General features: G+C 68.9%; 30 protein-coding genes. 17 read left to right on the top strand and 13 right to left on the bottom strand.

Annotated elements, in window-relative coordinates; all coding sequences use genetic code 11:
* Positions 1-47: 47 nt before the first annotated feature.
* The 4 genes from ACFSXZ_RS37845 to ACFSXZ_RS37830 are packed head-to-tail and all read right to left on the bottom strand — an operon-like array spanning position 48 to position 3796.
* Positions 48-1688 carry an acyl-CoA carboxylase subunit beta gene (locus ACFSXZ_RS37845; protein ID WP_378271016.1) on the bottom strand — a complete coding sequence of 547 codons (1641 nt, stop codon included), beginning with the start codon at positions 1686-1688 and terminating at the stop codon, positions 48-50.
* 49 nt (positions 1689-1737) lie between these two features.
* Entirely contained in the window at positions 1738-2628 is an 891-nt protein-coding gene (locus ACFSXZ_RS37840) for an SRPBCC family protein (protein WP_378271014.1), read from the bottom strand.
* Positions 2629-2952 carry an ArsR/SmtB family transcription factor gene (locus ACFSXZ_RS37835; RefSeq protein WP_378271013.1) on the bottom strand — a complete coding sequence of 108 codons (324 nt, stop codon included), beginning with the start codon at positions 2950-2952 and terminating at the stop codon, positions 2629-2631.
* A 31-nt stretch (positions 2953-2983) separates the two neighbouring features.
* Positions 2984-3796: an AraC family transcriptional regulator gene (locus ACFSXZ_RS37830; RefSeq protein ID WP_378271012.1), complete on the bottom strand. Its 813-nt coding sequence runs from the start codon at positions 3794-3796 to the stop codon at positions 2984-2986.
* Between the two features lie 75 nt (positions 3797-3871).
* On the opposite strand from ACFSXZ_RS37830, the gene ACFSXZ_RS37825 reads away from it, so the two are divergent.
* Positions 3872-4282, top strand: coding sequence for a DUF2000 family protein (locus tag ACFSXZ_RS37825; RefSeq protein ID WP_378271010.1), 411 nt, complete (start codon positions 3872-3874; stop codon positions 4280-4282).
* A 32-nt stretch (positions 4283-4314) separates the two neighbouring features.
* On the opposite strand, the gene ACFSXZ_RS37820 is transcribed toward ACFSXZ_RS37825, so the two are convergent.
* Positions 4315-5259, bottom strand: coding sequence for an NADP-dependent oxidoreductase (locus tag ACFSXZ_RS37820; protein ID WP_378271008.1), 945 nt, complete (start codon positions 5257-5259; stop codon positions 4315-4317).
* Between the two features lie 310 nt (positions 5260-5569).
* Between ACFSXZ_RS37820 and ACFSXZ_RS37815 the strand changes: the two genes are divergently transcribed.
* Together ACFSXZ_RS37815 and ACFSXZ_RS37810 are read left to right on the top strand one after the other, a co-directional pair.
* Entirely contained in the window at positions 5570-6073 is a 504-nt protein-coding gene (locus ACFSXZ_RS37815; protein ID WP_378271006.1) for a MarR family winged helix-turn-helix transcriptional regulator, read from the top strand.
* 168 nt (positions 6074-6241) lie between these two features.
* Positions 6242-7051: a class I SAM-dependent methyltransferase gene (locus tag ACFSXZ_RS37810; RefSeq protein ID WP_378271004.1), complete on the top strand. Its 810-nt coding sequence runs from the start codon at positions 6242-6244 to the stop codon at positions 7049-7051.
* Between the two features lie 32 nt (positions 7052-7083).
* On the opposite strand, the gene ACFSXZ_RS37805 is transcribed toward ACFSXZ_RS37810, so the two are convergent.
* Positions 7084-8505: a nitrilase-related carbon-nitrogen hydrolase gene (locus tag ACFSXZ_RS37805; RefSeq protein ID WP_378271003.1), complete on the bottom strand. Its 1422-nt coding sequence runs from the start codon at positions 8503-8505 to the stop codon at positions 7084-7086.
* 215 nt (positions 8506-8720) lie between these two features.
* Between ACFSXZ_RS37805 and sigJ the strand changes: the two genes are divergently transcribed.
* On the top strand, positions 8721-9527 hold the full coding sequence (gene sigJ, locus ACFSXZ_RS37800) for an RNA polymerase sigma factor SigJ (protein WP_378271074.1): 807 nt from the start codon (positions 8721-8723) through the stop codon (positions 9525-9527).
* A 72-nt stretch (positions 9528-9599) separates the two neighbouring features.
* Entirely contained in the window at positions 9600-10712 is a 1113-nt protein-coding gene (locus ACFSXZ_RS37795) for an NAD(P)/FAD-dependent oxidoreductase (RefSeq protein WP_378271002.1), read from the top strand.
* Here the strand turns inward: ACFSXZ_RS37795 and ACFSXZ_RS37790 are convergent.
* Entirely contained in the window at positions 10709-11191 is a 483-nt protein-coding gene (locus ACFSXZ_RS37790; RefSeq protein WP_378271001.1) for a DnaJ family domain-containing protein, read from the bottom strand. The genes ACFSXZ_RS37795 and ACFSXZ_RS37790 overlap by 4 nt on opposite strands.
* Positions 11192-11486: 295 nt before the next feature.
* Between ACFSXZ_RS37790 and ACFSXZ_RS37785 the strand changes: the two genes are divergently transcribed.
* Positions 11487-12467: an ATP-binding cassette domain-containing protein gene (locus ACFSXZ_RS37785; RefSeq protein ID WP_378270999.1), complete on the top strand. Its 981-nt coding sequence runs from the start codon at positions 11487-11489 to the stop codon at positions 12465-12467.
* Positions 12464-13267, top strand: coding sequence for an ABC transporter permease (locus ACFSXZ_RS37780; RefSeq protein ID WP_378270998.1), 804 nt, complete (start codon positions 12464-12466; stop codon positions 13265-13267). The genes ACFSXZ_RS37785 and ACFSXZ_RS37780 overlap by 4 nt, the downstream gene beginning before the upstream one ends.
* A gap of 38 nt (positions 13268-13305) precedes the next feature.
* Here ACFSXZ_RS37780 and ACFSXZ_RS37775 read toward each other — a convergent pair whose 3' ends face one another.
* Together ACFSXZ_RS37775 and ACFSXZ_RS37770 are read right to left on the bottom strand one after the other, a co-directional pair.
* On the bottom strand, positions 13306-14271 hold the full coding sequence (locus ACFSXZ_RS37775) for an asparaginase (protein WP_378270996.1): 966 nt from the start codon (positions 14269-14271) through the stop codon (positions 13306-13308).
* Positions 14272-14392: 121 nt separating this feature from the next.
* Positions 14393-15073 (bottom strand): VC0807 family protein, encoded by a 681-nt coding sequence (locus ACFSXZ_RS37770; protein WP_378270995.1) that lies wholly within the window; start codon positions 15071-15073, stop codon positions 14393-14395.
* Positions 15074-15123: 50 nt separating this feature from the next.
* On the opposite strand from ACFSXZ_RS37770, the gene ACFSXZ_RS37765 reads away from it, so the two are divergent.
* Complete coding sequence (locus ACFSXZ_RS37765) at positions 15124-15711, top strand: PadR family transcriptional regulator (protein ID WP_378270993.1); 588 nt, start codon at positions 15124-15126, stop codon at positions 15709-15711.
* Positions 15712-15750: 39 nt separating this feature from the next.
* On the opposite strand, the gene ACFSXZ_RS37760 is transcribed toward ACFSXZ_RS37765, so the two are convergent.
* The gene (locus ACFSXZ_RS37760) at positions 15751-16869 is read right to left on the bottom strand and encodes a C40 family peptidase (RefSeq protein ID WP_378271073.1); all 1119 of its coding nucleotides are present in this window, start codon (positions 16867-16869) and stop codon (positions 15751-15753) included.
* 87 nt (positions 16870-16956) lie between these two features.
* Between ACFSXZ_RS37760 and ACFSXZ_RS37755 the strand changes: the two genes are divergently transcribed.
* The 7 genes from ACFSXZ_RS37755 to ACFSXZ_RS37725 all read left to right on the top strand — a co-directional run bounded on the left by ACFSXZ_RS37755 (position 16957) and on the right by ACFSXZ_RS37725 (position 22571).
* The gene (locus tag ACFSXZ_RS37755) at positions 16957-17766 is read left to right on the top strand and encodes a biotin--[acetyl-CoA-carboxylase] ligase (protein WP_378270992.1); all 810 of its coding nucleotides are present in this window, start codon (positions 16957-16959) and stop codon (positions 17764-17766) included.
* Positions 17767-17849: 83 nt separating this feature from the next.
* The gene (locus ACFSXZ_RS37750) at positions 17850-18395 is read left to right on the top strand and encodes a PH domain-containing protein (RefSeq protein ID WP_378270990.1); all 546 of its coding nucleotides are present in this window, start codon (positions 17850-17852) and stop codon (positions 18393-18395) included.
* Entirely contained in the window at positions 18395-19336 is a 942-nt protein-coding gene (locus ACFSXZ_RS37745) for a hydroxymethylglutaryl-CoA lyase (protein WP_378270988.1), read from the top strand. The genes ACFSXZ_RS37750 and ACFSXZ_RS37745 overlap by 1 nt, the downstream gene beginning before the upstream one ends.
* Before the next feature lie 81 nt (positions 19337-19417).
* Positions 19418-19849, top strand: a complete 432-nt coding sequence (locus ACFSXZ_RS37740; RefSeq protein WP_378270987.1) for a YbaB/EbfC family nucleoid-associated protein — start codon at positions 19418-19420, stop codon at positions 19847-19849.
* Entirely contained in the window at positions 19846-20166 is a 321-nt protein-coding gene (locus ACFSXZ_RS37735) for a hypothetical protein (protein ID WP_378270985.1), read from the top strand. The genes ACFSXZ_RS37740 and ACFSXZ_RS37735 overlap by 4 nt, the downstream gene beginning before the upstream one ends.
* 3 nt (positions 20167-20169) lie before the next feature.
* Entirely contained in the window at positions 20170-22293 is a 2124-nt protein-coding gene (locus tag ACFSXZ_RS37730; protein WP_378270984.1) for a TNT domain-containing protein, read from the top strand.
* Positions 22290-22571: a hypothetical protein gene (locus ACFSXZ_RS37725; protein ID WP_378270982.1), complete on the top strand. Its 282-nt coding sequence runs from the start codon at positions 22290-22292 to the stop codon at positions 22569-22571. The genes ACFSXZ_RS37730 and ACFSXZ_RS37725 overlap by 4 nt, the downstream gene beginning before the upstream one ends.
* A 68-nt stretch (positions 22572-22639) precedes the next feature.
* Here ACFSXZ_RS37725 and hisN read toward each other — a convergent pair whose 3' ends face one another.
* A complete protein-coding gene (hisN, locus tag ACFSXZ_RS37720) occupies positions 22640-23413 on the bottom strand; it encodes a histidinol-phosphatase (RefSeq protein WP_378270981.1) in 774 nt (257 codons plus the stop codon).
* A gap of 47 nt (positions 23414-23460) precedes the next feature.
* Here hisN and ACFSXZ_RS37715 point away from each other — a divergent pair, with 47 nt between their 5' ends.
* Together ACFSXZ_RS37715 and ACFSXZ_RS37710 are read left to right on the top strand one after the other, a co-directional pair.
* Complete coding sequence (locus tag ACFSXZ_RS37715; RefSeq protein WP_378271071.1) at positions 23461-24153, top strand: response regulator transcription factor; 693 nt, start codon at positions 23461-23463, stop codon at positions 24151-24153.
* A 9-nt stretch (positions 24154-24162) separates the two neighbouring features.
* Positions 24163-25455, top strand: a complete 1293-nt coding sequence (locus ACFSXZ_RS37710; RefSeq protein WP_378270979.1) for an ATP-binding protein — start codon at positions 24163-24165, stop codon at positions 25453-25455.
* 18 nt (positions 25456-25473) lie between these two features.
* On the opposite strand, the gene ACFSXZ_RS37705 is transcribed toward ACFSXZ_RS37710, so the two are convergent.
* Together ACFSXZ_RS37705 and ACFSXZ_RS37700 are read right to left on the bottom strand one after the other, a co-directional pair.
* On the bottom strand, positions 25474-26019 hold the full coding sequence (locus ACFSXZ_RS37705; protein WP_378270978.1) for a GtrA family protein: 546 nt from the start codon (positions 26017-26019) through the stop codon (positions 25474-25476).
* Positions 26020-26102: 83 nt separating this feature from the next.
* The gene (locus ACFSXZ_RS37700) at positions 26103-26651 is read right to left on the bottom strand and encodes a GtrA family protein (RefSeq protein WP_378270977.1); all 549 of its coding nucleotides are present in this window, start codon (positions 26649-26651) and stop codon (positions 26103-26105) included.

The raw sequence follows: 26651 nt of genomic DNA, 5'->3' as shown, positions 1-26651 counted from the left end.
ACCGGGGACAACAGGCCCTCCTGCGTTGACCGGGACACCCGCCCCGGTCAAAGAGGGATGTTTCCGTGCTTCTTGGGCGGAAGGGTTTCGCGCTTGTCGCGCAGGACGGCCAGGCCGCGAGCGACGTGGCCACGGGTGTGCGCGGGCACGATGACCGAGTCGACATAGCCGCGCTCGGCCGCCTCGTACGGGTTGAGCAGGGCGTCCTCGTACTCCTGGATCAACTCGGCCCGCAGGGCCTCGACGTCCTTGCCTTCGTCGGCGGCCTTCGCCAGCGTCTTGCGGTGGACGATGTTCGCCGCCCCTTGCGCGCCCATCACCGCGACCTGCGCCGTCGGCCACGCCAGGTTCAGGTCCGCTCCGAGGTGTTTCGAGCCCATCACGTCGTAGGCGCCGCCGTAGGCCTTGCGGGTGATGATGGTGACCAGCGGAACGGTCGCCTCGGCGTAGGCGTAGATCAGCTTCGCGCCACGCCGGATGATGCCGTTCCACTCCTGGTCCGTGCCCGGAAGGAAGCCCGGCACGTCGACGAAGGTCAGCACCGGCACATTGAACGCGTCACAGGTGCGGACGAAGCGCGCCGCCTTTTCGGCCGCGTCGATGTCGAGACAGCCCGCGAACTGCGTGGGCTGGTTCGCCACGACGCCGACACTGTGCCCGTCCAGCCGGCCGAACCCGATCAGCACGTTCGGCGCGAACAGCTCCTGGACCTCCAGGAACTCGCCGTCGTCGAGCACACGGGTGATCACCTCATGCATGTCGTAGGGCTGGTTCGGCGAGTCCGGGATCAGTGTGTTCAGCTCGAGGTCGGATTCGGTCACGCCGTCCGCGATGGACTCGCCCGCGGGCTCGGGAGCGTCGAAGACGGGCGGCTCCGAAAGGTTGTTGGACGGCAGGAAGGACAGCAGTTCCTTGACGTAGGAAATCGCGTCTTCCTCGTCGCTGCCGAGATAGTGCGCGTTGCCGGACTTGGTGTTGTGCGTCCGGGCGCCCCCGAGTTCCTCGAAGGTGACCTCTTCGCCGGTCACCGTCTTCACCACGTCCGGGCCGGTGATGAACATGTGCGAGGTCTGGTCGACCATCACGACGAAGTCGGTCAGCGCGGGGGAGTAGACGTGCCCGCCCGCGTTCGCGCCCATGATCAGGGAGATCTGCGGGACCACGCCGGAGGCCTGGGTGTTGCGCCGGAAGATCTCGCCGTAGAGGCCGAGCGACACGACGCCTTCCTGGATGCGTGCCCCACCGCCCTCGTTGATGCCGATGATCGGCCGGCCCGTCTTGATCGCCAGGTCCATCACCTTGACGATCTTCTCGCCGTAGACCTCGCCGAGCGAGCCGCCGAACACCGTGACGTCCTGGCTGAACACGCACACCGCGCGGCCGTCGACGGTGCCGTAGCCGGTCACCACGCCGTCGCCGTAGGGGCGGTTCTTCTCCTGCCCGAAGTTGGTCGACCGGTGCCGGGCCAGCTCGTCGAGTTCGACGAACGAACCGGGGTCGAGCAGCAGGTCGATCCGTTCACGAGCGGTCTTCTTGCCTCTCGCGTGCTGGCGCTCCACCGCCCGTGCCGACCCGGCGTGCACCGCTTCCTCGTAGCGCAGGTACAAGTCGGCCAGTTTGCCCGCCGTGGTGTGGATGTCCGGTTCCTCGTCCGGTGGCGTCCCGATCGGTTCCGTCGCGCTGCTCATGAATTCGCAGCTTAATCACTGTCGGGCACCGGCGTTTGTGGCTTGAGACTCAGTGCCCGGCGTCCGGTCCGTCGTTTTCGCCGGCAAACAGGGAGTCGAAGAACTTGTCGAGGTAGCGCCGCCAGTTGGCGAGCGCCGCCAGGCGGGACGCGGGTGGCCCGGTGTGGGTGAGTTCCAACCGCACGCCGAGCGCTCCGTCGTCGATGATCTCCCAGCGCACCCGTCCGGCCGGTTCGCCGTCGCGCCGCAACTGGTATTCCAGAAGGTGGGGAGCCTCGACCGCGGTGACGGGACCGGCCGGCACAGAGCTGCCGGTGGCCGACGCCGGGGGAAGCGCGCCCCGCTTGACCGGTTCCCCTCCGGTGAGGAGTTCCCAGACACGGTCGGCGGGCTGCCACACGACATCACGAGCGAAACGGATTTCGTCACCGTCGATCTCGGGCCGGTCGAGTTCGAACTTCTTGATGTAGTGCCGCATCGCCTGGAGCGAGTCGCCGTTCGCCACGGCGTCGCGGTTCCCGTCGAGAATCCCGGCGAGCGTTTCCAGACAGGTATCCCAGCCGGCCGCGTTGCGTCCCGCGGCGAGCCGTCCGATCGGCCCGCCGCCGAGGGTCTGGGAGAAGAACAGGCGGCAGCCGTCGCCGTCCGGGACCAGTTCGAAGCGAAGCACGTCGGCGTTCCAGCGGAACGTGTACACCTTCGGGGGGTCGAATTCGAGGACCTCGCCCTCGGTCATCTTGAGGTCGATCGGCGCCTCGTCCGGGAAGACGAATCGCATCTTCGCCCCCGCCTTCAACTCCGTTTCGATGGCGGCGGGAAACCAGTGCGCCATCTCGGCCGGGTCGGTGATCGCGTGCCAGACCTTGTGCACCGGATGCGCGAAGCGCCGCTCGAAGCGAAGGACCGCGTCGCCGCCGGTCGTGTCGAGTTCCGCGTCCATTCAGGACTCCTTTGTGGTGTCGGGCATGGCATCGAGATGACGTTCGAGGGCGTCGAAGCTGTCCTGCCACAGACGCCGGTAGGGGGCGAGCCATTCGTCGATCTCCGCCAGCGGCTCCGGACGGAGCCGGTAGTACCGGCGCTGGGAGTCCCGGCGTACGTCGACCAAACCGGCATCGAGCAGGATTTTCAGATGCTTCGACACCGCCGGCTGGGTCAGGGCGAGCCGGTCGACCAGGTCGCCGACCGGTCGCTCACCCCCGCGCAGGAGATCCAGGATTTCCCGTCGCCGCGGCTCGGCCAGCACTGCGAACGTTGATGCCATATGGGAAATATAACCAGTGTGGAATATTCGGTCAAGGGCGGACGGAGGCCTGGAAGACCGTCGGGGTGACGCCGTAGTAACGCTTGAACCACCTGGTCAGATGACTTTGGTCGGCAAACCCGGTCGCAGCCGCCGTCTCGGCCGCTGACTGGCCGGCCGCGAGGAGGCCTCGGGCCGCGCGGAGCCTGAGCTGTCGCTGGTAGTCGCTTGGCGCGAAGCCGTAGGCGGCGACGAAACCACGATGTACCGCGTACCGGCTGCACCCGGCGACTCCGGCCAGTTCGTCCACGCGGAGATCTTCGGCGAACGCGGCGTCGAGCAACTCCCGTGCTCGCGCGACGCCCGCCGGAACGCTCCGGGCGCGGGAGCGAGGCGGGCGCGTGGAACCGCGGCGCACGAGGGCACGCACGGCGTCGCCGAGAGCCTCGTCCTGTGCCAGTCGGCTCTCGCCTTCGAGCGTCGTGTGAAGACGGCGGAGCGCCATGGCGAGCACCGGGTCTTGCAGCACCGGTTCGGCGAACAGCGGCAGGCCGGCCGGGCGTTCCGCGGCGTCGGCGAGTGCTCCGGTGACCAGTTCGATGCCGAGGTGGATCATGCGGTAGGTGAAGCCGTTTTCGATCGCCGAGTGCCCGTCGTGCGGTTCATCCGGATTGAACGCCATCACCATTCCGGTCGCGCTGGTGCGCGCCGCGCCCCGGCAGGTGAACGCCTGTGCACCGGACTCGGTGAATCCGAACGAGTAGGTCTCGTGGCTGTGCCGGTGATACACGTGCCGTTCGAAATGAGCGTGCATCGTTTCCAGCGGCCGGTCCGGGGCGCGCCAGTAGCTCGCCCAATCGCCCATGCCCGCCATTGTCCCGCACCGTTCGCGCACGAGCGTTCAAGACCGCCGGGGTCCGGTGGCGGCATCCTGGACCCCGTGCAAGCCAAAACGAAGATCGCCGTGGTGGTGCGGGACGACCTCGCCACCTGGCAACGCCTCAACGTGACCGCCTTCATGGTCAGCGGGATCGCGGCGCGGTTCCCGGAAACCGTGGGCGAAGACTACGAAGACGGCTCCGGGCAGGCGTACCTGCCCATGTTCGGGCAACCGGTGCTGGTGTACGTGGCGGACGCGGACGCACTCCGGGCGGCGCACCGCAAGGCCGTCGACCGCGAACTCGATGTCGCCGTGTACACCGAGGAACTTTTCGCCACGGGGAACGACACGGACAACCGGGCGGCTGTCCAAGCGGTGCCCACGGAAAAACTCGCGTTGGTCGGCATCGGGGTGCACGGTGGCCGTAACGCGGTCGACAAGGCGCTCAAGGGACTTTCCCTGCACCCGTAACGGATGCCGCGGCCATGACGCCGCCGTCGCTGTCAGGCGGTGGGCGGGACGACGATGGCCTTGCCGTGTACCGCGCCCTCGGCCGCGCGGGCGTGCAGCGCGGGCAGCCCGGCCAGCGGCACCCGCTCGGCGACGGCGACGTGCAACTCGCCGCGGTCGACCAGCGAGACCAGTCGCGCCAGTTGCTCGGCGTCGCTGCGGACGAACAGGTCGATGCCGCGCACGCCGCGTTCCTCGTCGGTGGGCGCGGGCATCCAAACCGTCGTGTTGACCACGACACCGCCGGGGCGGACCAGGCCGGCCAGCGCGGCGAGTTCGGCCGGGTCGACCGGTGCGAGGTTGAGTACGACGTCGACCGGTTCGGTCACCGCGCCGGTCAGGCTGGTGGTGGTGTGGTCGATGACCTCGTCCGCGCCGGCGGCGGTGACCGCCGCGCTGCTGCGGGGGCTGGCCGTGGCGATCACGTGGGCCCCGGCGTTCTTGGCCAGTTGCACGGCGTAGCCGCCGACCGCGCCACCGGCGCCGTTGATCAGCACGCGTTGCCCCGCTGTCAGCTTGCCGTGGTCGAAGAGCGCCTGCCACGCGGTGAGGCCCACCAGCGGCAGGGCCGCGGCGTCGGCCAGCGGGATGCGATTCGGTGCGGGCGTCAGGACCTCGGCCGGCGCGAGGACGTACTGCGCGGCCGCGCCGTCGCGATCCATCGGCAGGAAACCGACGACGTAGTCGCCGATCGCGATGCCGTCAACGCCCTGGCCCAGCGCGTCGACCGTGCCGGCGACATCGAGGCCGGGAGTGTGGGGCAGTTCCACCGGAATGGGGCCACGCATGAAACCCCCGCGGATGTTGCCGTCGACGGAGTTGAACGACGTCGCGGCGACCCGGATCCGGACCTGGCCTGCGCCGGGCACCGGCAGGTCGACGTCTTCGTAGCGCAGGACGTCGGGGTCGCCGTACTCGTGGAAACGCACTGCCTTCATGGGAGTTCTCACCTTCACTGGGGTCGAAGTTGCTTGGAATTCGAAGCAACTGAGGATGAAGCTACTACTGCTTTGAATTCGAAGCAAGTGATGGTCGTCACCGCCGTTATGTGGACGGGTTCATCCCGGCGCCTGGGTCTCCCGTGGCCGGGCGGTGGTGTCGTCACCGGGGCGGCCCGAGGGCGACATTCCCGGACAACTCGGCGGCTTCGGCGAGCATCTGCGGTGTGATCTCGAAGCCCTCAGGGCGTGGCCGGCGTAGTGTCCCGACCGGCGGTACTCTTCGAATTCGAAGCAGTAGACTTCGGTCATGCCCGATTCACCGCCGTCGCTCGACCCCGTCCAGCTCGGTGCCTACTTCGACCTGATCGAGGTGACCAGCTTGCTCCGGCACGCGGTCGAGCAGCAGCTGCGCGAAGCCGGCGACCTCAGCTACGTGCAGTTCCAGCTGCTCGCCCGGCTCGGTGACTCGCCGACGGGGAGTCACCGGATGACCGACCTGGCCGACGGTGTCGTCTACAGCCGTAGCGGTCTGACTTACCAGGCGGGTTTGCTCGAGAAGGCGGGTCTGGTCGTGCGTGCTCCTTCTCCGGACGATGAGCGGAGCATCACGGTCACCATCACCGATGCCGGACGCGCGCTGCTCGCGAAGGTGCTCCCGGGCCATATCGAAGTGGTCAGCGGCCTGCTGTTCGAGCCGCTGTCGCGTGAGGACGTCAAGGCACTCGCCGGTCTGCTGGCGCCGGTGCGCGACCACATGCGCTCGTCACCGCCTCGCTCGGCAGCGCCTCGCCGACGCAAAAGCGGAGCGTAAGGACCGTTTTCGCCCATCGGACCTTCGACGGCCAGATGGGCTTGGCGAGAGGAGCCCGGATCGGCTGCGACCTGATGTCGCCCCGACTCGCCATGCTCTACCAGGTGACACCGCGGCCGACGGGAAAACCGATCGACGGACTGTGGGCGCGGTGTGATGCTCTCGGGCATGGAGGACTACGTCGCGGTCAACAAGGCGAGGTGGGACGAGCGGGCACCGGTGCACGCGGCGTCCGACGAGTACGAGTTCGACCGGTTCGTCGACGATCCCCGGCATCTGAGTCGCGTGGTGCGTTTCGACCAGCCCCGGCTGGGAGATTTGACCGGACTGCGTGGCGTGCACCTTCAGTGCCATATCGGCACGGACACGCTTTCGCTCGCGCGGCTCGGGGCCACGATGAGCGGGCTGGACTTCTCGTCCGAGTCGCTGGTGCAAGCGCGCCGGCTGGCTGAAGCGTCCGGGGCGGACATCGACTACGTCGAGGCCTCCGTCTATGACGCGGTCGAGGCGCTCGGCGGCGAGTCGTTCGACCTCGTCTACACCGGTGTCGGCGCGCTGTGCTGGTTGCCGGACGTGGCCCGTTGGGCGCGTGTGGTCGCCGGATTGCTTCGGCCGGGTGGCCGGCTCTTCATTCGTGAGGGTCATCCGGTGTTGTGGGCACTCGACCAGCAGCTATGCCTGACGTACCCGTACTTCGAGCACGCCGAGCCCCTGGTGTTCGACGACCCGAGCACCTACGTCACCACCGATGTGCCCCTCGAACACGGACTCAGCCATACCTGGAACCACGGCATCGGCGAGATCATCACCGGAGTGCTCGATGCCGGCCTCCGACTGACCGCGTTCGTCGAGCACGACAGTGTGCACTGGAACGCCTTACCGGGCCAGATGGTCGTCGACTCGTTGGGAGAGTGGTGCCTCCGCGAGGGCCCCGATCGGCTTCCGGCCACCTACACGCTCCAGGCGATCAGAGCCTGATCCACAAGTTGTCCACAGGTTGTCCACAATTGTCATGGAGCTGGGGACAACACGGAGGAGAACCGGAGACCCGCGAGCGTGACCAGCGCCAAACCGGTGGACAGCCAGGCGAACCAATCGCCGGACCGGGCGTAGAACGTCGGGCCGGTGCCGGCCGGCACATCGGCGACCGCCACCGCGAACGGAGAGGGCCCGCCGGTGTGCGTCTCGGCGAGGACCCGGCCGTGCGCGTCCGTCAGCGTCGGCATCCCGCGCTGCGCGCTCCAGGCGACACCGAAACCGTTTTCCACCGCACGCAAGAGAGCAGCGCGGCTGTGCTGCCAGCCGTCCACGTCTTCGTCGGACGCCGGAATCGCCGCCAGGCCGGCGCCCAGCCTGCCGTAATCGCGGCTGGGGCGGGGAAAGTTCACGTCCATGCAGACCTCCAGCGCGACACCGTCCGAAATGGACAGATCACGACCGGGTTCGATGTCCGGCGCGCCGCCGGTATTCCACTTCCGGTAGGTCAACGGTGCTCCGGTCGCGCGAAGGTCCAGGGCGGTGTTGAAACGGACGCCCTTCTCGCGGTCTATCAGGCCCGCGACGATGTCGGTCCCTTTGGCGCGCGCTGCCTGTGTCAGGGGGCCGGTCAGCAAGGGCAGGCTGGACTCGTCGGCGGCAAAGCTTCCTTCGGGAAGAACGACGATTCGGACGCCATCCGGCAGTCCCTCTATTGCGTCCACATAGGACTGAACTAGATCACGGCCGGCAGGTGTCGCGACATCGACGGCCCAATGCCGGTCCGTGCGCGCGAGTACGGCGACCCGCCGGGTGTGGTGTTGTTCATCTACAGTGGACAGACGTGCGAAACCGTAGCCGAGAACGGCGGCGAGTGTCACGGCGAGCAGCGCGGGAGCGCGGAGCCGGGCACGAGCGGGGATGCCCGGTGCGGCGAGGACCGCGAGGGCGGCCGGAGCCAGGATGACGAGGAATTCGATTCCCCAGGCGCCGGTGATCGAGGCGACCTGGATGACCGCGGGAAAGTCCGCCTGTGTCGTCGAAAGGGTCCCGATGACACCGGTCGGACTGGCCAGCGACGCCCCGTACAACGCCGTCACCCAGATCGACGGCACGGCGATCGCCGCGAGCAGCGGCCTGCCGTTGGCGAGCAGCGCACGGAAGACCAGGGTGGCCGCGGCGAACACCGCGGCGCTGCCGAGAACGATGACCAGTGCGGCCGGCAGCGGGATCGACAGCGAACGCAGGAAGTAGTCCCAGCTGTTCGTGCTGCCCAGCAGGGAAGCGGCGAAGGCCGAAGCGGCCGCCGTCTTCGCCCGGCATCGAGGGGCCAGAAGCAGTATCGGCAGTGGCGCGAGCCAGGCGAGCGCGGCGACCGGGTGCAACCCGACACCGAAAAAGAAAAGCGCGGCCGAAGCGGCCGTGGCGGCCATGCAGGTGAGATTCTTCTTGGTCAACGCGGAACTCCTTGTCCGTCGCGTCGGACCTTTCCAGGTGGATCACCGCTGATCACGGGGCCCTGCACGAGTGATCGAGGTAGGGCCTGCCCTACGAAGGGGGACACGATATTCCGGCGGACATCTGGTTTGCTGGGAGTGTGGGCGATGTGGACACCGAGAAGCTCGGCAGGTTCGAGGCCGAGCGAGGACGGCTTTTCGGCCTGGCGTATCGCATGCTCGGTGAGGCGTCCGAAGCCGAGGACGTGGTTCAGGACGCCTACCTCCGGTGGCGGCGCAGCGACTCGGTGACGGTGCCGGAGGCCTGGCTGACCAAGGTGGTCACCAATCTCTGTCTGAACCGGCTCACGTCGGCGCGCGCCCGCCGTGAGGTCTACGTCGGGCCGTGGCTGCCGGAGCCCGTCTTCACCAGCGAGCTCGGGCCACTGGAGATCGTGGAACAACGCGACACGGTGTCCCTCGGCATGCTGACGCTGCTGGAACGGCTGACTCCGCCGGAGCGGGCCGCCTTCGTGCTGCGCGAAGCCTTCGACTACAGCCACCGCGAGATCGCGGAGATCCTGGATGTCGACGAAGCCCACGCAAGGCAGTTGTACCGCCGCGCCCGGGAGCACGTGGGCGAGCCGCGCAAACGTTTCACCCCGAGCTCGGAGCAGCGGACCAAGATCGTGGAACGGTTTCTCGCCGCGACGGTCGAGGGCGATCTCGCGGGCCTTGAGCGGTTGCTCGCCGCCGATGTCGTGGCCTGGGCGGACGGTGGCGGCAAGGCCGCCGCCGCGCGGATTCCGGTGCGGGGCCGGGAGCGGGTCGTCCATCTGCTCGCCGGCCTGGCCAAACATCCGCGTGCGGCAGCCATGCGGATGTCGGTCGCCTCGGTGAACGGCGACCCGGCCATCGCCCTGCACGAAGCCGGCGCGCTCGCCTACATCATCGTTCCCGAGATCGTCGACGAGCGGATCGTGGCCGTCCGTACCGTCGCCAACCCGGACAAACTGGCCTACGCGGCCGGTCAGCGGGTGTGACGGTCGCCACTCGATGTCACGGACCGGGTCCTTCGCCGGTTCACCCTTCGACCGCGCAGAAGGGAGAACAACATGACGCACATCGTGGTACTGGGCGGTGGTTACGCCGGGCTTCTCGCCGCCAAGCTCACCGCCAAGCGAACGAACGCGAGGGTGACTCTGATCAACGCCGGCGACCGGTTCGTCGAGCGCGTGCGGTTGCACCAGCTCGCGTCCGGGCAGGCTCTGCGGGAACTGCCGCTGGCCGGACTGCTGCGGGGCACCGGTGTCGAGTTGGTGGTCGGCAAGGTGATCGGGATCGACGCCGAGAACCGGGTCGTCCGCCTGCACGGCATCCCGGAGACGGTGGGCTATGACGCCCTGTTCTACGCACTGGGCAGCCGGGCCGACCTCGATTCCGTGCCGGGTGCGGCCGAGCATGCTCACACCGTCGCCGATGCGGCGTCGGCCGCCCGTCTTCGGGAGCGTGTCCGGGAAGGTGGGGTCGTGGCGGTGGTCGGTGGTGGCCTCACCGGGATCGAAACCGCGACGGAACTGGCCGAAACCATGCCTGGCCTGAAGGTCCGGCTGGTGACCGGTGGCCGGTTCGGTGCCGCCTTCTCCGAGAACGGCCGCCGTTACCTGCGACGCGCGTTCGCGCGGCTCGGCATCGAAGTCACCGACCAGGTCCGGGTGGGCGAGGTCCAGGCGGACGGCGTGCGGCTGTCCGACGGCGGGCACGTCGCCGCCGACACTGTGATCTGGACCACTGGGTTCCGGGTGCCGGAACTGGCACGTGACGCCGGATTCGCCGTCGACCCGGCGGGCCGGATGATCGTCGACGAGACATTGCGCTCGGTGTCTCATCCGGAGGTCTACGCCATCGGTGACGCGGCCGCGGCGAGGCGGCCGGACGGGCAGGAACTGCGGATGGCATGCGCGACCGGGCTGCCGACCGCCGCGCAGGCCGTCGGCGCGTTCGCGGACCGTCTCGCCGGCCGTGACCCGAAACCGTTGCGCTTCCGCTACTTCACCCAGTGCGTGAGCCTCGGCCGCCACGACGGGCTCATCCAGTTCGTCAGCGCGGACGACAGCCCGGTCGGCACGGTGCTCACCGGCAGGGTCGCGGCGCTGGTGAAGGAATCCATTGTGCGGGGCACGGTTTCGCTCGAGCGCCATCCTGTCCTGGCGAAGCTGGTCTCCTAGAACCCCTTGCGGCGCCGGAAGAAACGGCGCCGAGGCGGGGTGCGTGGCGCACTGGGGGTAGGGCCGGGCCGTCTCTTGGCGTGCTCGGCCTTCCACGTCGTGACGACCGCGTCGGCGTCCACGGGCCGGACCGGGACACGGGGTCCCGACGGGGCCCGGAGGTGATCCATGATCCGTTTGTTCAGTTCGTCGACGACCTCACGAACCGCGGTTTCGGTGGGAAGCGGCCGGACCGTCTCGGGCAACCGCTCGATTTCCTTGCGCAGCCTCAACGGAGTCGGCAGCGCCGCCTCCGCGGAAAGCCCCTCACTCGCCATCTTTTGCCTGACCCACCACAACTCGTCGTAGGGCAGGCCGAGGCCGGGTAGCGGTTTGCCCGCACCGGGCAGATTGTCGAAGCGGCCCGCTTCCTGTGCCTCGCGAATCTGCCGCTCGACCCAGGACTCGATGCTGACACCGGGCGGTTTTCGTTCGGTCATGACTTCGATTGTGCCTGCCCACCACCGACGCCGCCCTCACGATCAGGGCCTCCTGCCTCACGTTGAGTAACTGAAGGAAGGAGCGTTTACTACGGACTATCCGTAGTAAACGCTCCTTGCTCCACAACAACCGCAATAGCCGCGCCGAAAACGGTCCTCTGGCGCTGCGGGGCAGGCGGCCCGGACACGGAAAGTGACTGGTCGTGTGCTCGACCGGGTCAGGGAAAAACCAGGAGGTTTTTGTCGGTAGGTGCCGTTACCTTGGCCGTGAACCTCCAGAGGGGAGCGGCGGACGATGACACGACCCGGCGCGCTCGCGGTCGAAGTGCGCGGGCTGGTCAAGCAGTACGGGGCCACCCGTGCGCTCGACGGTGTGGACCTCGAGATCCCGTCCGGCCAGGTACTCGGCCTGCTCGGGCCGAACGGCGCGGGCAAGACCACGATGGTGCGCATCCTGACCACGTTGCTGCGCCCGGATTCCGGCGACGCCATGGTGGCGGGGCACAACGTGCTGACCGAGCCCGACGCGGTCCGTCGTGCGATCGGGCTGTCCGGACAGTACGCGGCCGTCGACGAAAATCTCACCGGCTTCGAAAACCTTTACATGGTGGGGCGGCTCTACGGCCGCAAGAAGGCCGCCGCGCGGGCCCGCGCGCGGGAACTGCTCGACCGGTTCCGGCTGGCCGAGGCCGCGGACCGCCCGGCGAAGGGCTACTCGGGCGGGATGCGGCGCCGGCTCGACCTGGCCGGTGCGCTGGTCGCCGAGCCGAGCGTGGTGGTCCTCGACGAGCCCACGACCGGGCTTGATCCGGCCGGCAGGCTCGACACCTGGGATGTCATCAAGGAACTCGTCGCGGTCGGCACCACGGTCCTGCTCACCACGCAGTACCTGGAGGAGGCCGACCAGCTCGCGGACGCCATCGTGGTGATCGACAAGGGCAGGGTGATCGCGCGCGGCACCGCCGACGAGCTCAAGGCCCGGACCGGCGGCGAGCGGCTGGAACTGGTGGTCGACTCCGCCGGAGAGCTGCCCCTCGTCCAGGAGATCCTCCGCGAGGTCGGCACCGGAGAACCGCTCTGTGACGAGCACGCGCGCCGGGCCGAGATCCTCGTGGACACCGGTCCCAAGGCGCTCATCGAGGCGTTGCGCAGGCTGGACGCGCACAACATCACGGTGCACGACATCGCGTTGCACCGCCCGAGTCTGGACGACGTGTTTCTCGCACTGACCGGTCACGGTGCCGAGGCCGGCGAAGCGAACGGGGAATCTCGATGAACGGGCTTGCCAAGGGCATCTCCGACGGTGGCGTCATCACCTGGCGCAACCTGGTCAACGTCCGGCGCAACCCGGACTGGCTGATGGCCGCCACCGTGCAACCGATCATGTTCGTGCTGCTGTTCGCCTATGTCTTCGGTGGCGCGATCGGCGGCGCCGCGGGCGGTCAGGCCTACCGGGAGTTCCTGATCGCCGGGATCTTCGTGCAGACCGTGGCGTTCAATTCGGCGTTCACCGTGATCGGATTCGCCAACGACCTGCAGCGCGGGATCATCGACCGGTTCCGCTCGCTGCCCATGTCACGGCTCGCGGTGATCCTCGGCCGCACCACGTCCGATCTGGTGATCAGCGTGGTGGCGCTGGTGGTGATGTCACTGTGCGGATTGGTCGTCGGCTGGCGCATTCGCGGTAGCCTCGTCGACGCGGTGGGCGCCTACCTGGTGATCCTGTTGTTCGCCTGGTCGTTGACCTGGGTGGGCGCGCTGATCGGCCTGCTGGCCCGCAGCGTCGAGGTGGCGCAGAGCGCGGGCCTCATCTGGATGTTCCCGCTCACGTTCATTTCGTCGGCGTTCGTGCCGCTGGACACGTTGCCGGGCATTCTGAGGACCATCGCCGAGTGGAACCCGTTCACCGCGGTGATCAACGCGACGCGCCAGCTCTTCGGCAACAGTTTCGGGACCCCGCCGACGGGTTGGCCCTCCGAACACGCGGTGCTCTACTCGATCCTTTGCTGTATCGCGTTGATCGGGATTTTCGCCCCGCTGGCCACCGCGCGCTACCGTCGTGTGTCCAGCAGGTGACTGTCCTATCGGGACGATCGAGGAGGACGGGAAACAAGTCAGAGCGCGGAGAACCAGGTGCGCACCGCTTCCACTCCGCCCGCGCCGAGCGCGACCATGAGGGCGACGCGGGCATGTCCCGGGCTGAGCCCCCGTGCGCCGATGGCGCCGATCTTCGTGGCGAGGCCGCTCGCGTCGTGGGGATCGTCGAGAGCCGACGGGTGCGTGCGAGCGCGGGACGCCACGACGACGGGAATGCCCCATTCGGTCACCTCGCCGATGGTGGTGAACAGCTCCACGGGAACGTTTCCTTCGCCGGTGCCTTCGAGCACGATCCCCCGGGCACCGGCGTCGGCCGCAGCCGTCAGCAACATCGGCGTCATTCCGGGGTAGGTCTTGATCAACGCCACGTCGGATTCGGGTGCGCCTCGCACGTAAGGTGGCCGTGCTGGACGTTCCTGCGCGCTGGTGACGACTTCGCCGGAAGGCGTGACCCGGCCTAGCGGCGCGTAGGGCGCCGAGGAAAACGCCGACGCACGGGTGGCGTCGGTGAAGGTCGCCCACCGGGCCGCATGCAGTTCGTGATTGAAGCAGACGAGCGCGCCGAAGCCGCGGGTTCGTGGCGCGGCGGCGATGGCGGCGGCCAGGTTGCCCGGGCCTTCCCCACCGGGTTCGTCCAGACACTGCCGGGCGCCGGTGAAGACGATCCCGCCGCGTGCGACCGCGTCTCCGGCCATCAGGTCGGTGAGGAACGCGGTCTCTTCGAGCGTGTCCAGACCGTGGGTGACCACCACACCGTCGAAACCGTCGTCCAGCAGCGCCGTGCGCACCCGCCGCGCCAGTGACAGCATCGTGGCGGGCGAGGTGTCCCAACTGGGCTCGGCCATCACGTCTTCGACGTGTACGTCCGAAGTGGACTCTCCGGCGGCGGCAAGCAACTCGGCTCCCGAGGCGACACCCTGTTGCCCGGAGTGGCGGCGGTAGGCCATCACGTCACCGGTCGCCACGAGCAAAATCCGCTTCACGCCAAGAATCCTGTCACGATCGAGGTCGGTGCGGTGCGCCTGCCCGCGCGTGAGGAGGACCCGGCATCGCACGACGCGGTCACCTCGGCGTCGCATCAAGCAGGCAGGTCGGGTGGCTCGGTCACTTCGGGGCAACCGAGTCTCGCGGGCGATCGACGATCGACAGCACGATTCGCCTGGCCGGCACCATGAAACCGACCGCGGCGGCGACCTCGGCCACCCACATCACGGTGTTGACGATGTTGGCGATGTCGATCGCGTGGGCGACGTCGGAAAGCGGCTGGGCGTAAAGGATTCCCACCTGGATGGTGGAGCCGGTGAGCAGGATCAGGCCGATCGCCGCGGTCTGCGCCCGCATGATCAGCCGGTACCGCGGTACGGCACGCCAGGCCGACTCGAAGGCCCTGGCCCGTGCCGGATCCCCGAAACTGGCCAGGGAGGACGTGGTCACCGCGGTTATCGGCTGCTTACGCACCAGCGTGGCCAGGCAGAACAAGCCGCCGATCGACACGTAGACAGGGCCGCGAATGGCGGCGATGCGCGGATCGTGGGTGGTCAGCACGAGCGAGAGCGAGGCGGCGACCTCGAACAGGACAAGCAAACCCAGCATGTCGACGCGCCGGCGGCGCACCGTGGCGATGACCGCGACGATCGCGACGCCGATACCCGGCAAGGTCAGTGACCAGAACACGTCGATGCCCACGGCTCGCAGCACGTAGTACCCGCCGATGGAGATGGCGATCTCCAGCAGTATCGACAGTAGACCGCCCGCCTGCGGTCGTTTCGGCCCGCTCGTAGGCATAGTTCCCCCGGGTCTGCGATAGTACGTAACGGACTAGTACGCTACATCCTATGAAAGGTGAGGGGCAACTGTCGCCGGTCGTGATGGCGGTGTTGGCGCTGCTGGCCGGGGAACCCATGCACGTCTACCGCATGCAGCAACTGATCAAGGAACGCGGCGTGGACATGGTGGTCAACGTGCGCAACCGTTCAGGGCTCTACGCGGCCATCGAAAGGCTCGCCCGGGATGAACTGATCGACGTGCACGCCGTCGAACGCGATACCCGCCACCCGGAGCGCACGGTCTACGCGTTGACGCCGCGCGGCCGCGACGCGTTGTTGGCCGGTTTGCGGCAGAGCCTGGCCTCGCCGAACCCGGAGTTCCCGTCGTTCCCCGCCGCGGTCTCGTTTCTCTACCTGCTCTCCCCGTACGACGCTCGGCGACAGTTGAGCCAGCGTGCGGAAGAACTCGATACCCGGCTGGCCGGGACGCGACGGGTGATCGCGGAATCGGTGCGCCACGGGGTTCCCCGGTTGTACCTCCTGGAACACCAATACACCGAGGGCGTCATCGAAGCGGAACTGAACTGGATCCGCACCGTGTGCGCGGACATCGACGCCGGAACCCTGACCTGGGAGGAGCATTTCCGCACGAGCTGAAAGGTCGTGGGGACACGCGTTCACAGGACGCGGTAATGGTCAATTGGCGGGCCGGCCCGCACCCACGTAATCGTCACCACGGACGTGATAGGTGGCGATCTGCACCGCCATTCCCTCGGTCGGCGCGTTGATCATCAGTCCGTTGCCGAGGTAGATCCCGACATGGTGGATGAACGTGGCCGCGTTACCGTAGAAGACGAGGTCACCCATTTTCGGCTGTTCGCCGCCCGGTACCGCGGAAATGGCCCGGAACTGGGAATCGGCGGTACGCGGAAGGCCGATTCCCGCGCTCTGGTAAGCAGCCGAACTCAAGCCGGAACAGTCGAATCCCGCCGCCCCCGCCTTGGGGCCGTTTCCGCCCCAGACGTAGGGCAGGCCGATCTGGTCGAGGGCGAAACGGATGGCGCGGGCCGATGGCGCCGAGGCGGTCGCGGGAGCCAGCGAGAGCGTCGCGTAGAGCTGCGCGTTGCCCAGCACCTGTTGACGGAACAGCGGTGAGTCGCGGTAGGCCGCGATCGCGTTCCACCAGCCCTGACCCACCTGGAGGTCGGTACCTTTCGCGCACAACGCACGGCCGGCGGCGATCGCCGCGTCGTCGACGGACTGGATGTTCCCGGCGTGGTTGAACTGCTGCTGGGTGAGCTGCATCGGCCCGCCGCGCTGGTCGGCGGCGGCCTCGCCGGCGGCGCCCTGAAGAGGCGTCGGGCCCAGTGGCCTGCTCTCGGTGCCGTCGGGGCCGAGTTGGTCCCCGCCGTAGCGGCCGTGGTCGGAACTGGCTTTGCCGACCCCGGCCAGGGTCACCCACGACAGGTGACAGCCCGGCTGTTCCCGGCGCAGAGTCAACTCAGCGGTGGCGTAGCCGATCAGCGCTCGCTCGGGAATGTCGAGGGGGCCGCTCAGGTTCGCCGCCCATGCCTGGAGCGCGTTCGCGCCCTGCTGCTGCGGGGCCTGGGCCTGTACGGGTGCGCTGACCTGGAGTGCCGACGGCCCGGACTGGCCGGCCGCGGCGCCCGGGTTCTCGGGAACGGCCGCGGGAAGCACCGTCCGTGTGACGCTCGGACGCATGAACAACCAGCCGCCGGCCACCACGACCGCGACCATGCCCAGAGCGATCAGCGCGCGCCCCGCGGCACCCCGTGCCCAGGTCCGGAACCGAATCTCCACCCTCCCACCATCGTGAACAACGCACCGCGAGTCCACTCGTGCCCAACGAACGGAGCATCGACAGGTTATTAACCTTCCGTCATGCCCGGAATCGACGCCGCACGCCTTCGTACGGACCTTATCCCGCCCTACCGGGTGCTCGACGTGGTACCGAGCACTGGTTCGACCAACGCCGACCTGCGCGACGCGGTCGCACGGGGAGCGGTCGACAAAACCGTGCTGATCGCGGAGGAACAGACCGCCGGGGTGGGCAGGCGGGCGCGCACGTGGAGCTCACCATTGGGATCGGGGATCTACGTGAGTGTGCTGCTGAAGCCCGGTGGAGTGGCCTTCCGTGACCTCGGCACGCTGGCCGTCGTGGCCGGTCTCGCGGTGACGGATCTCACCAGTGAGCTAGGCGTCGACGCGGCGTTGAAGTGGCCCAACGACGTCCTGGCCGGTCCCGGGCGGGGCAAGTGCGCCGGCATCCTCGCCGAGGCGGTCGACGCGGACGGGCCTGCCGTGGTGCTCGGCATCGGACTCAACGTGCGGCCGCTCGGTCCAGGTGTCGAACCCGGCCCGGGTGCCCTCCCGCCTACCTCGCTGGCCGAGCAGGGCGCGCGCACCACGGACCGCACGGAGATCGCCGCGCTCCTGCTGAGGGCGCTGGCGGAACGGGAGGAGCGTTGGCGCTCCGCGGGCGGGGACCTCGACCGCGCCGGGTTGCTCGGTGAGTACCGGGCGCGTTGCGAGACGTTGGGCCGGCCCGTGCGGGTTCTCCTGCCGGGCGAGGCGACGCTGACCGGCGAGGCCGTGGACATCGACCTGTCGGGTCAGCTGATCGTGCTCGGCCAGGATCGTCGGCGGCACACCGTGTTCGCGGGCGATGTCGTCCACGTCCGCGCCGGCTAGCGGGCGCTGCCGGACACCGGAGATTCCGGGGGAAATCCCGCCAGGTGGCGTGCATCCGGCCGTGCTCAGAGTACGGTTACGCCATGGCATTTCCGGAGGATCTGCTCAGCGAGAACGAACAGGTCGTCGTGCACAGTCACCCGCACGCGAAGATGCTGATCGGACCGCTCTTCTGGCTCGTCGTGGTGCTCGGGCTCGGTGGCTGGCTCGCCACCCTGGCCCGGACCGCCGCCGCGCCATGGGGTTCGGTGTCGCTGATCGCCATCGCCGTGGTCGGCGTGGTGCTGGTCTGCTGGCTGTTCCTGGGGCCGCTGCTGCGGTGGCGCACCACGCATTTCGTGGTCACCACCGACCGGCTGATCGCTCGCGAAGGTGTGCTCAACCGCACGGGCATCGACATCCCGATGACCCGGATCAACTCGGTGCAGTTCGAGCACGGCCTGGTGGACCGGCTGTTCGGCTGCGGCACGCTGATCATCGAGTCGGCCTCGGACGAGCCGCTGCGTTTCGACGACATCCCCCGGGTCGAGCGCGTGCACACGTTGATCTACCGCGAGGTCAACGACAACCCCTACGACGACTTCGCCGGCCCGGCGGACGGAATGCCGCGCGGACGCGGAAAACGCTGATGGGCGCCAGGGAACTGGGGTTGCCGGAAACCGTCCCCTCGGCCGGTTTGCCTGGCCGGGTCACGATCTGGGAGGTCGGGGCGCGCGACGGGTTGCAGAACGAGCAGACCGTCGTGCCGGTCGAAGTCAAGGCCGAGTTCCTGGACCGGCTCGCGGACGCGGGGCTGACCGTGCTCGAGGCGACGAGCTTCGTTTCGCCGAAGTGGGTTCCGCAACTGGCCGACGCCGAGGAACTTCTGGCGCGGCTCAAGCCCCGTGAGGGCGTGAAATATCCGGTACTGGTGCCCAACGAACGCGGTCTGGAGCGGGCGCTGGCGGCGGGGCGCACGGACATCGCGATCTTCGCCAGCGCCACCGAGACCTTCGCGCACCGCAATCTCAATTCCACTGTGGACGGACAGTTCGAGCGCTTCGAACCGGTGGTGGCCAGGGCGCTCGACGCGGGCGTGCGCGTGCGCGGGTACCTGTCGATGTGCTTCGGCGACCCCTGGGAGGGCGCGGTGGACGTCGACCGGGTGGTGCGCGTGAGTAAGCGCTTACTCGCTCTCGGCTGTTTCCAGCTTTCCCTCGGTGACACGATCGGCGTGGCCACGCCGGGTCAGGTCGAGCGTCTGCTCGGCGCGCTCGGTGACGCCGGAATCGGCCCCGGGTCGCTGGCCGTGCACTTCCACGACACCTACGGCCAGGCACTGTCCAACACGCTGGCCGCGCTCCGCCAGGGAGTGTCCACTGTCGACTCTTCGGCCGGTGGTCTCGGCGGATGTCCCTACGCCGAGTCGGCGACGGGCAATCTCGCCACCGAGGACCTGATCTGGATGCTCGACGGCCTGGGCATCGAGCACGGTGTGGACCTCGGCGCACTGGTCGAGACGAGCGTGTGGATCGCGGGGCGGCTCGGCAGGCCCAGCCCGTCACGGGTGGTCCGGGCGCTGGCGAAGTAGCGTTCGGGTTGGCGGAACCGCCGCGTCGCCTTCCGCGTCAGACTCGAAGCCGATCGCCGTACCGACCCAGGGGAGGGCGCCGTGACCGAGCATCAGGCACAGGTCGACGAGTTGCTCGCGGACTACCGGCGCAGCCGTGACCGGCTGGCGGGTGTGCACCGGGAACTGGCGTCGGTCACCGCCTCGGCCGCCGATCCGGACGGTTTGATCACCGCGACGGTAGGCCCCCGCGGCACCTTGACCGGCCTGGTCATCGACGAAGGCGCGTACCGGAGATACCGGCCGGCCGAACTGGCCGAGCAGATCGTCCGGGCGACCGCCTCGGCCACGGTGCGGGCATTCGGCCAGGCGGCCGAAGTGCTGGCCCCGGCGCTGCCCGCGGGGACGGACCCGCAGGCGCTGCTGTTCGGCACCGCGGACCTCGACGCCGGTGCGATCACACCGCCGGAAAAGCCCCCTGCCGACGAGGAAAGTTTCGAGGACGAGAACTGGCTTCGGGAGCGTTCTCGGTGAGCGGCGGGTTCGAGGCCGACGCCGGGCGGCTCGCGGCACGCGCCCGTGACTTCGCCAGTCTGGTCGATCGCGCCGGTGAGATCGCCGCCGACCTCGACCGTGCGCTGGAGCGCGCGGAGACGGCCTGGGGCCATGACGTGGTAGGCCGGAGTTTCGCCGCCGCGCACGCGGAGCCGGCCCGGCGGGTCGCGGACCAGGTACGGGGACTCGCCACGGGACTGGACCATGTGGGCGGTTCGTTCGCCGAGGCCGCCCGGCGCTACCAGGAGGGCGACTCAGCCGCCGAGAACGCGATCAGTGACGCGGCCAGGGAATAGCCGATGGGCATCGAACTCCCGGACGAACTGGCCGGAGTCGCCTCGGCGACGGGTGCGGCGTGGCCGCAGGCCGACGAGGACAAGCTCCGCGAACAGGCGCGCGCCTGGCGCGATACCCAAAGCAGGCTCACCAGTCTCGCCAGTGACGCCGACCACGCCGCGACCGGCGGGGTCGGGGCCCTTTCGGGCACCGCCGCCGAAGCCGCCGGAACGCTCTGGTCCGGGTATGTGGATCCGGATCAAGGGGTCCTGACGGGAGCCGTCCGGGGCGCGGGAGCCGCGGCCGACCGGCTGGACCACGCGGCCGACCAGGTCGCCGCGGCGAAGGTGGAGATCGTCCGCCACCTCGTCGAGGCCGCCAAGAACACCGACGCCGCCCAAGCGGCCGCGTCGGCCGGGCATCCGTCGGCGTTGCTCGGGGTGGACACCGTGCTGAGAGGCACGGCGACCAATCTGTCCGCCCTGACGCAGGGTTTGGCCACGGCGGTCGGACCAGGGGGCGGGCCGTTGGACGTGAGCCCGCTGGTCGATCCTCACCCCGGCGTTCGTACCCAGGAAGGCCAGACCGGCCTGCTGGGCGCCGTCACCGGAGTGCCGGGCCACGTGCTGTCCGCCAGTGACGCCCTGATGACTCCCTTGGCGGATACGGTCAGGCCGGCCGCTGATCTCACCGGGCATGCTCTCGGCCCCGTGACCGGGGGGACGGGAGACCGTCCCGGCCTGGCCGACGTGGCGCTGGGGGCGGCCAACGACGTCACCGGTCACGCTCGTGGCGCCGTCGATGTCCCGGCCGGGGCGGTGGGAAGCACGGTCGGCCACGCCCTGCCCGCCGTCGACCACGCCGGTGACGGCGCCGCCGGATTCTTGGGGTCCACTATGGACACTCCGAGGCACCTGCCGGAGCCCGCCGCCCTCGGTGCGGCTCCCGACGCCGGAACGGGCCCCATTCACCTGCCCCCGGCCGCTTCCGGGCCCTACGGCGGTTTTCTCGATTCGCGAGGGTTCGATGACGTGGCAACGCCGCCGTCGGGCCTGCGGGCACCGGTGCCCGGCGTGACGGTCGCGTCCGGATTCGCCGATGCCGGCTACTCGCCCCCACCGGAGGTGCGGAACCCGGGTTTCGTACCGGGCATCGCGCCACCGCCCCCGGGTGCCGCGCCAGGCCCCACAGCGCCGCCGCCCTTCAGCGGTCCGCCACCGGTGGGGCCGGTCGCGCCACCTGTTTCGGGTCCGGGGGTGCCGGCGGGTGGTGTTGCCGGTGTGCCGGCTCCCGTGCGGCCACCGAGTGCGCCACCGCCCCGGCCCTTCGTGGCCGCACCTCCACAGCCACGGCCGTATGCCGTGCCGCCGTCGTCGCCGGTGCCGCAGCCCTCACCGGTGCCGCAGCCTTCGCCGGTGCCACGGCCGGAGCCAGCCCGGCCGGTTCCGCCGATGGGCACGCCACGCCAGGAACGTGAATCGGTCGTCGCGCTGTTCCTGGTGCACATGTTTCCCATCGGGCATCTGCCCGTACCGTCCGATCGTCCGGCGAGGCAGCTTCCCGTGCCACCCTCCGACGTCGATTACGCGCCTGGGCTGCGGTTCCCGCCGCATGATCACCCCCGGTCCGACCTGATCGAATCCTCCGGCGCGCTGGAGAAGGTCCAGGCCGGGCTCCGGCGCCTCGCCTCGCCCCCGACGTCGCCACCGGCCGCTGTGCTCGAAGGTCACGATCCGCTCGGCGGTCTGCCCGAGCGGGACTGGGACCGCCGTTTTCTGGTCGGGCTTCGCGACGGAGTCGCGGAGTACGCCTGGCCTCCCGGCGAGCTGTACCCCGAGGGCGGCATCGACGAGGGCGAGCCGCAGGTGCTGGTGGAAGGCACCCTCCTGGACCGGTTCGGCGATATCCGCGGGCGGGTCTTCGCGCCCGAAGGCACGCCGTTCGCACATCGGTCGCTGCCGCCGTCCGCGCGCGACGCCGGGTACCGGCGGTATCGGGTCCTGCAGGACGTGCCGATGTGGCAGGCGTTGTCCGCGGGCTGGTTCGGTCAGCCCGGTGGAGGGGTCCGCTACCGGGCGGTCTACTCCGCCGACGAGCTGGTCACCCTGGGATATCTGGCGGACGTGACCTTCGAGGAGCGGGCGTGAACAAGGAAACGATCGTGCGGTGGCTGGAAAGCATCGGCGTGCCGCGCGAAGTGGTCTCGATCGGCGCCGAGGCGGACAACACTTGGTGCCTGCTGCGCGTGGACGAGTCCGAGGAAGGCGCGCCCGTGTGGGAGGTCTTCTGGCGGGAGCAGGGAAATCGCTACGACTGGGCGCGGTTCACCAACGAGCAGGTCGCCTGCCACTACCTGTTCGGCAGGCTCGCCTGGTCCCAGGTCGCCCGCGGTGCCGTCGGCCTCCTCCCGGTCACCGCGCCCTGACGCCTCGTTGTGGAGCAAGGAGCGTTTACTACGGATAGTCCGTAGTAAACGCTCCTTCCTCCCAAACCTCACGCCTTGAGGATGTCGAGCGCGGCGTCGTGCAGCAGGCCGTTGGACGAAAGGGCGGAACCGCCGTCGAAGCGCGGCTGACCGGACAGGTCGCTGAAGCGGCCGCCCGCCTCCGTCACCAGCACCTGAACCGCCGCGACGTCCCACGGGTTCACGATCGCCTCGGCCGCGAGGTCCACCGCGCCCTCGGCGACGAGACAGTGTGACCAGAAATCCCCGAACGCGCGGTTTTCCCAGCAGGCATCGGTGAGCGCGAGATAGGCCTCTCGCGAGTGGTACTCCGTCCACGAGCCCAGGTGCGTCGTCGACAGATAGGCGTCAGCCAGTGACGACACTCCCGACACGGAAATCGCGCGTTCGCCCGCGGCGTCACGAAGCCAGGCACCCTCGCCCCGGAATGCCCACCAACGGCGGCCCAGCAACGGCGCGCTGATCATGCCGAGCACCGGTGTGCCGTCCTCGATCAGCGCGATGAGCGTCGCCCACACCGGCGCACCACGCAGGAAGTTCTTGGTCCCGTCGATCGGGTCCAGCAGCCAGGTGCGGCCCGAAGACCGAGTCGAGCCTCCGCGCTCCTCACCGGCGACGGCGTCACCCGGGCGTTCGGCGGCCAGAACCTCGCGCACCGCGTCTTCCACGGCCGTGTCCGCGTCGGTCACCGGGGTGCGGTCCGGCTTGCTGCGCACTCGGAGGTCGCGAGCGCGGAAGCGCGCGGTCGTGATCTTGTCGGCCACCTCGGCGAGGCGGGTGGCGAGCGTCAGGTCATCCGGCACGCGACGATGGTGTCACGGGGATCGGTCGTAGAGTTGGGCAGGTGAGTGTGGTGTTACTCGCCGAGGACGACCCGGCGATCGCGGAGCCGTTGTCGCGCGCGTTGCAACGGGAGGGTTACGACGTCCAGGTGGTCGGTGACGGCCCGTCGGCACTCGACGCGACTTCCGAACACCGGGTGGACCTTCTCGTGCTCGATCTCGGCTTGCCCGGAATGGACGGCCTGGAGGTTTGCCGCAGACTTCGCGCGAGCGGTACCGAGCTGCCCGTGCTGATGCTCACCGCTCGCACCGACGAGGTGGACTTCGTGGTCGGCCTCGACGCCGGCGCCGACGACTACGTGGCCAAACCGTTCCGGCTGGCCGAACTGCTCGCCCGGATCCGTGCCCTGCTGCGCCGTCGCGCTCCTGACGTGCTCGACGCCGGTGGGGTGCGGATGGACCTCGCGGCCCGCCTGGTGACCGTCGACGGCCGCGAGATCCAGCTGGCGAACAAGGAGTTCGAGCTGCTCAGGGTGCTGATGAGCCGCGCGGGTCAGGTGGTCAGCCGCGACGAGATCCTGGCCGAGGTATGGAACGAACTGGAGTCCAAGACGTCCAAGACGCTCGACATGCACATGTCGTGGTTGCGCCGCAAGCTGTCGGTGACCGGTGACGGCAAGGGGGCGGTGATCCACTCGGGCGACGGTGAGCGCCGGATCGCCACCGTGCGTGGCGTCGGCTTCCGGTTCAACGTCGATTAGGCACCTTCCATGCGCCGTCGCATCCTCCTCGCCATCCTCTTGGCCGTCGCCGTGACCGCCGCCGCGCTGGGCATCCCGCTCGGCGTGACGGCCTGGAAGCTGGTGGAGAGCATCAGCACGGAGGACCTGTCCGAGCGCGCGTCGCAGATCGCCGCGAACCTGGACAGTGCCATGGCGGACGGGACGCTCAGCCAGGAGGACGTGGCAGGCGTCGCGATCCTCATCCCCAACGGCGGACAGCTGACGGTCGACCTGCCGAGCCACCCGAAGGTCACCGAGGGCGCGGATCCGGGCACGGACGTGGTGGTCGGCTCGGCGGATCTGGCCAGAGGCGGCAAGCTTTCGGTGGCGATCCCGTCGGCTCCGCTGCGGTCCCGGCAGACCACGGTGACCTTCGCGGTGCTTCTGCTCGTCGTGCTGTCGGTGGGCATCGGCACGGTCGTGGCCACGGTGACCGCGCGAAGACTGGCGAAACCACTACGGCACGTCGCGGAGCGTGCCGCGAAACTCGGCGGCGGAGACTTCCGGCCGGACCCCAGCCGTTACGGGGTCGGCGAACTGGACATGGTCGCCGAGGCACTGGACACCTCCGGCCATGCGCTCGCGCTGCTGGTCCAGCGCGAACGCCAGCTCGTCGGTGACGTTTCGCACCAGCTGCGCAGCAGGCTCACGGCGCTGCAACTGCGCCTGGAATCGCTGGTCATCGTCGGTGACGGCGATGTCGCGGAGGAGGCGAGAGCCGCGCAGGAGCAGGCTGACCGGCTTTCCGAGGCCCTGGAAGAACTGCTCGCCGCCGCCCGTGCCGCCGCCGAGGTCGACACCGAAGCCATCGATCTGGCCAAGACCCTGCCGGAGGTCGCGCAGGAATGGCGGGACCTCCTGCGCGTGGAAGGACGGAACCTCCGACTGAGGATCGCGGAGGGGCTGATGGCGAGGGCCACTCCGGGGCGCATGCGTGAGGTCGTCGGGGTGTTGCTGGACAACGCTTTTCGTCACGGCGCCGGCACGGTGACACTCGCGGCGCGACGGGGCGAGGCCGAAGGCACCGTGGTCGTCGAGGTCAGCGACACCGGCTCCGGGATCCCGGACGAACTGGTGCCACACGTGTTCGAGCGCGGGTTCTCCGGAGGAGGCTCGACCGGGGTGGGGCTAGCGTTGGCCCGCGCTCTCGCGGAGGCCGACGGTGGACGACTCGAACTGTCGAGCCGGAGGCCCGCCGTGTTCAGCCTCTTCCTGCGTGCTCCCGGACCGGGCGACGTGCCGCCGGAAGTGCGCTGGCCCTCGGAGCGAGTGCCGCGTTAGCGCACACGCGGCCGGGTGTCACTCGTGGCTGGTATCGACCGGGTGGAGCGGGGTGACGGTGGCGTCGCGGCGACGCCTGCCCAGCTCGTCCGGGAAGACCCATTTCTTGAAGCCCCAGAAACGGAACGCCATCGCCAGCAGCATGCCGATGATCGAACCGCTGACGAAGTCCGCGATCTCCTGCACCCAGCGGTTCACGTGGGGCACCTCGAGGTGCAGGGCATAGCGCGACAGGTACAGCGGAATCAGGTTGATCACCACGGCGAGGCCGCTGATCACGAAGAACAGCGCGGCCTCGTGGTGACGTTCGCGACCGCCCCGGGTCCGGAACGACCATTCCCTGTTCAGGATGTAGGAAACGATGGTCGCGACAATGATGGCTATCGCCTTCGCGGTGGTCGGTTTCGGTTCCAGGACACCGAGTTTGAGGATGTACCACACGCCGTTGTCGACCACGAAGGTCGTTCCCCCGACAATGCCGAACTTGAGCAGCTCCCGATGTTTGATCAAGACCGAGCGCAACGGCTCGGGCGTGTGCGAGAGCACGCTTTCCACAACGGTCACCGAAGTAGTGTACGGAGGCCCGATTACCTGCCAATGGCGGAGTCCCGCGCACTTGGACAGGCCGGGTGCGGGCGGGATGTGGTTCAGGCGGCTCGTTCGTCGCGTTCCGCGACCGGTGGCATCGTGGCCCGCACCATCCGGGTTCGTGCCCCCTCCTGGGGAAACACCCATTTCTTGAAGGCCCACCAGCGGAAGACCATCGCTACCAGGGTGCCCAGAATGATGCCCGAGACGTAATCGGCTATCTCCTGCGTGAGCAGCCCGACATACGGCGTGCGGAGGCCGAGCAGGTAGTGCGATATGGCGAGCGGGACCTCGTTCAGTCCCGCGGCTATTCCGCTGATCACGAAGAACAGGGCCGCCTCGTGGTGACGTTCACGTCCGCCCCGGGTGCGGAACGACCACTCCCGGTTCAGCACGTAGGACACGACGGTCGCCACCAGGACGCCGATCGCGAGAGCGGTGATCGGCCGGCCGGTCAGCACGGTGAGCTTCGCCCCGTAGGTGACCACGTTCGTCACGACGAAGCAGATTCCTCCGACGGTAGCGAACTTCAGCAGCTCACGATGCTTGATCAGCAGCGACCGCAACGGCCGCGGCAGCAGGCCGAGCATCGTGTTGAGACCCACCAT

It is taken from the genome of Amycolatopsis pigmentata (assembly GCF_042684065.1).
Taxonomy (GTDB): Bacteria; Actinomycetota; Actinomycetes; order Mycobacteriales; family Pseudonocardiaceae; genus Amycolatopsis_E; species Amycolatopsis_E pigmentata.
The sequence above is the reverse complement of the archived record's forward strand: the minus strand, read 5'-3'. Positions and strand labels throughout refer to the sequence as shown.

What these genes read in the sequence shown, in the direction of transcription:
- ACFSXZ_RS37845 (WP_378271016.1), bottom strand. Translation starts at nt 1,688, where the DNA reads ATGAGCAGCGCGACGGAACCGATCGGGACGCCACCGGACGAGGAACCG.
- ACFSXZ_RS37840 (WP_378271014.1), bottom strand. Translation starts at nt 2,628, where the DNA reads ATGGACGCGGAACTCGACACGACCGGCGGCGACGCGGTCCTTCGCTTC.
- ACFSXZ_RS37835 (WP_378271013.1), bottom strand. Translation starts at nt 2,952, where the DNA reads ATGGCATCAACGTTCGCAGTGCTGGCCGAGCCGCGGCGACGGGAAATC.
- ACFSXZ_RS37830 (WP_378271012.1), bottom strand. Translation starts at nt 3,796, where the DNA reads ATGGGCGATTGGGCGAGCTACTGGCGCGCCCCGGACCGGCCGCTGGAA.
- ACFSXZ_RS37820 (WP_378271008.1), bottom strand. Translation starts at nt 5,259, where the DNA reads ATGAAGGCAGTGCGTTTCCACGAGTACGGCGACCCCGACGTCCTGCGC.
- ACFSXZ_RS37815 (WP_378271006.1), top strand. Translation starts at nt 5,570, where the DNA reads ATGCCCGATTCACCGCCGTCGCTCGACCCCGTCCAGCTCGGTGCCTAC.
- ACFSXZ_RS37810 (WP_378271004.1), top strand. Translation starts at nt 6,242, where the DNA reads ATGGAGGACTACGTCGCGGTCAACAAGGCGAGGTGGGACGAGCGGGCA.
- sigJ (WP_378271074.1), top strand. Translation starts at nt 8,721, where the DNA reads ATGCTCGGTGAGGCGTCCGAAGCCGAGGACGTGGTTCAGGACGCCTAC.
- ACFSXZ_RS37795 (WP_378271002.1), top strand. Translation starts at nt 9,600, where the DNA reads ATGACGCACATCGTGGTACTGGGCGGTGGTTACGCCGGGCTTCTCGCC.
- ACFSXZ_RS37790 (WP_378271001.1), bottom strand. Translation starts at nt 11,191, where the DNA reads ATGACCGAACGAAAACCGCCCGGTGTCAGCATCGAGTCCTGGGTCGAG.
- ACFSXZ_RS37785 (WP_378270999.1), top strand. Translation starts at nt 11,487, where the DNA reads ATGACACGACCCGGCGCGCTCGCGGTCGAAGTGCGCGGGCTGGTCAAG.
- ACFSXZ_RS37780 (WP_378270998.1), top strand. Translation starts at nt 12,464, where the DNA reads ATGAACGGGCTTGCCAAGGGCATCTCCGACGGTGGCGTCATCACCTGG.
- ACFSXZ_RS37770 (WP_378270995.1), bottom strand. Translation starts at nt 15,073, where the DNA reads ATGCCTACGAGCGGGCCGAAACGACCGCAGGCGGGCGGTCTACTGTCG.
- ACFSXZ_RS37765 (WP_378270993.1), top strand. Translation starts at nt 15,124, where the DNA reads ATGAAAGGTGAGGGGCAACTGTCGCCGGTCGTGATGGCGGTGTTGGCG.
- ACFSXZ_RS37755 (WP_378270992.1), top strand. Translation starts at nt 16,957, where the DNA reads ATGCCCGGAATCGACGCCGCACGCCTTCGTACGGACCTTATCCCGCCC.
- ACFSXZ_RS37750 (WP_378270990.1), top strand. Translation starts at nt 17,850, where the DNA reads ATGGCATTTCCGGAGGATCTGCTCAGCGAGAACGAACAGGTCGTCGTG.
- ACFSXZ_RS37745 (WP_378270988.1), top strand. Translation starts at nt 18,395, where the DNA reads ATGGGCGCCAGGGAACTGGGGTTGCCGGAAACCGTCCCCTCGGCCGGT.
- ACFSXZ_RS37730 (WP_378270984.1), top strand. Translation starts at nt 20,170, where the DNA reads ATGGGCATCGAACTCCCGGACGAACTGGCCGGAGTCGCCTCGGCGACG.
- ACFSXZ_RS37710 (WP_378270979.1), top strand. Translation starts at nt 24,163, where the DNA reads ATGCGCCGTCGCATCCTCCTCGCCATCCTCTTGGCCGTCGCCGTGACC.
- ACFSXZ_RS37700 (WP_378270977.1), bottom strand. Translation starts at nt 26,651, where the DNA reads ATGGTGGGTCTCAACACGATGCTCGGCCTGCTGCCGCGGCCGTTGCGG.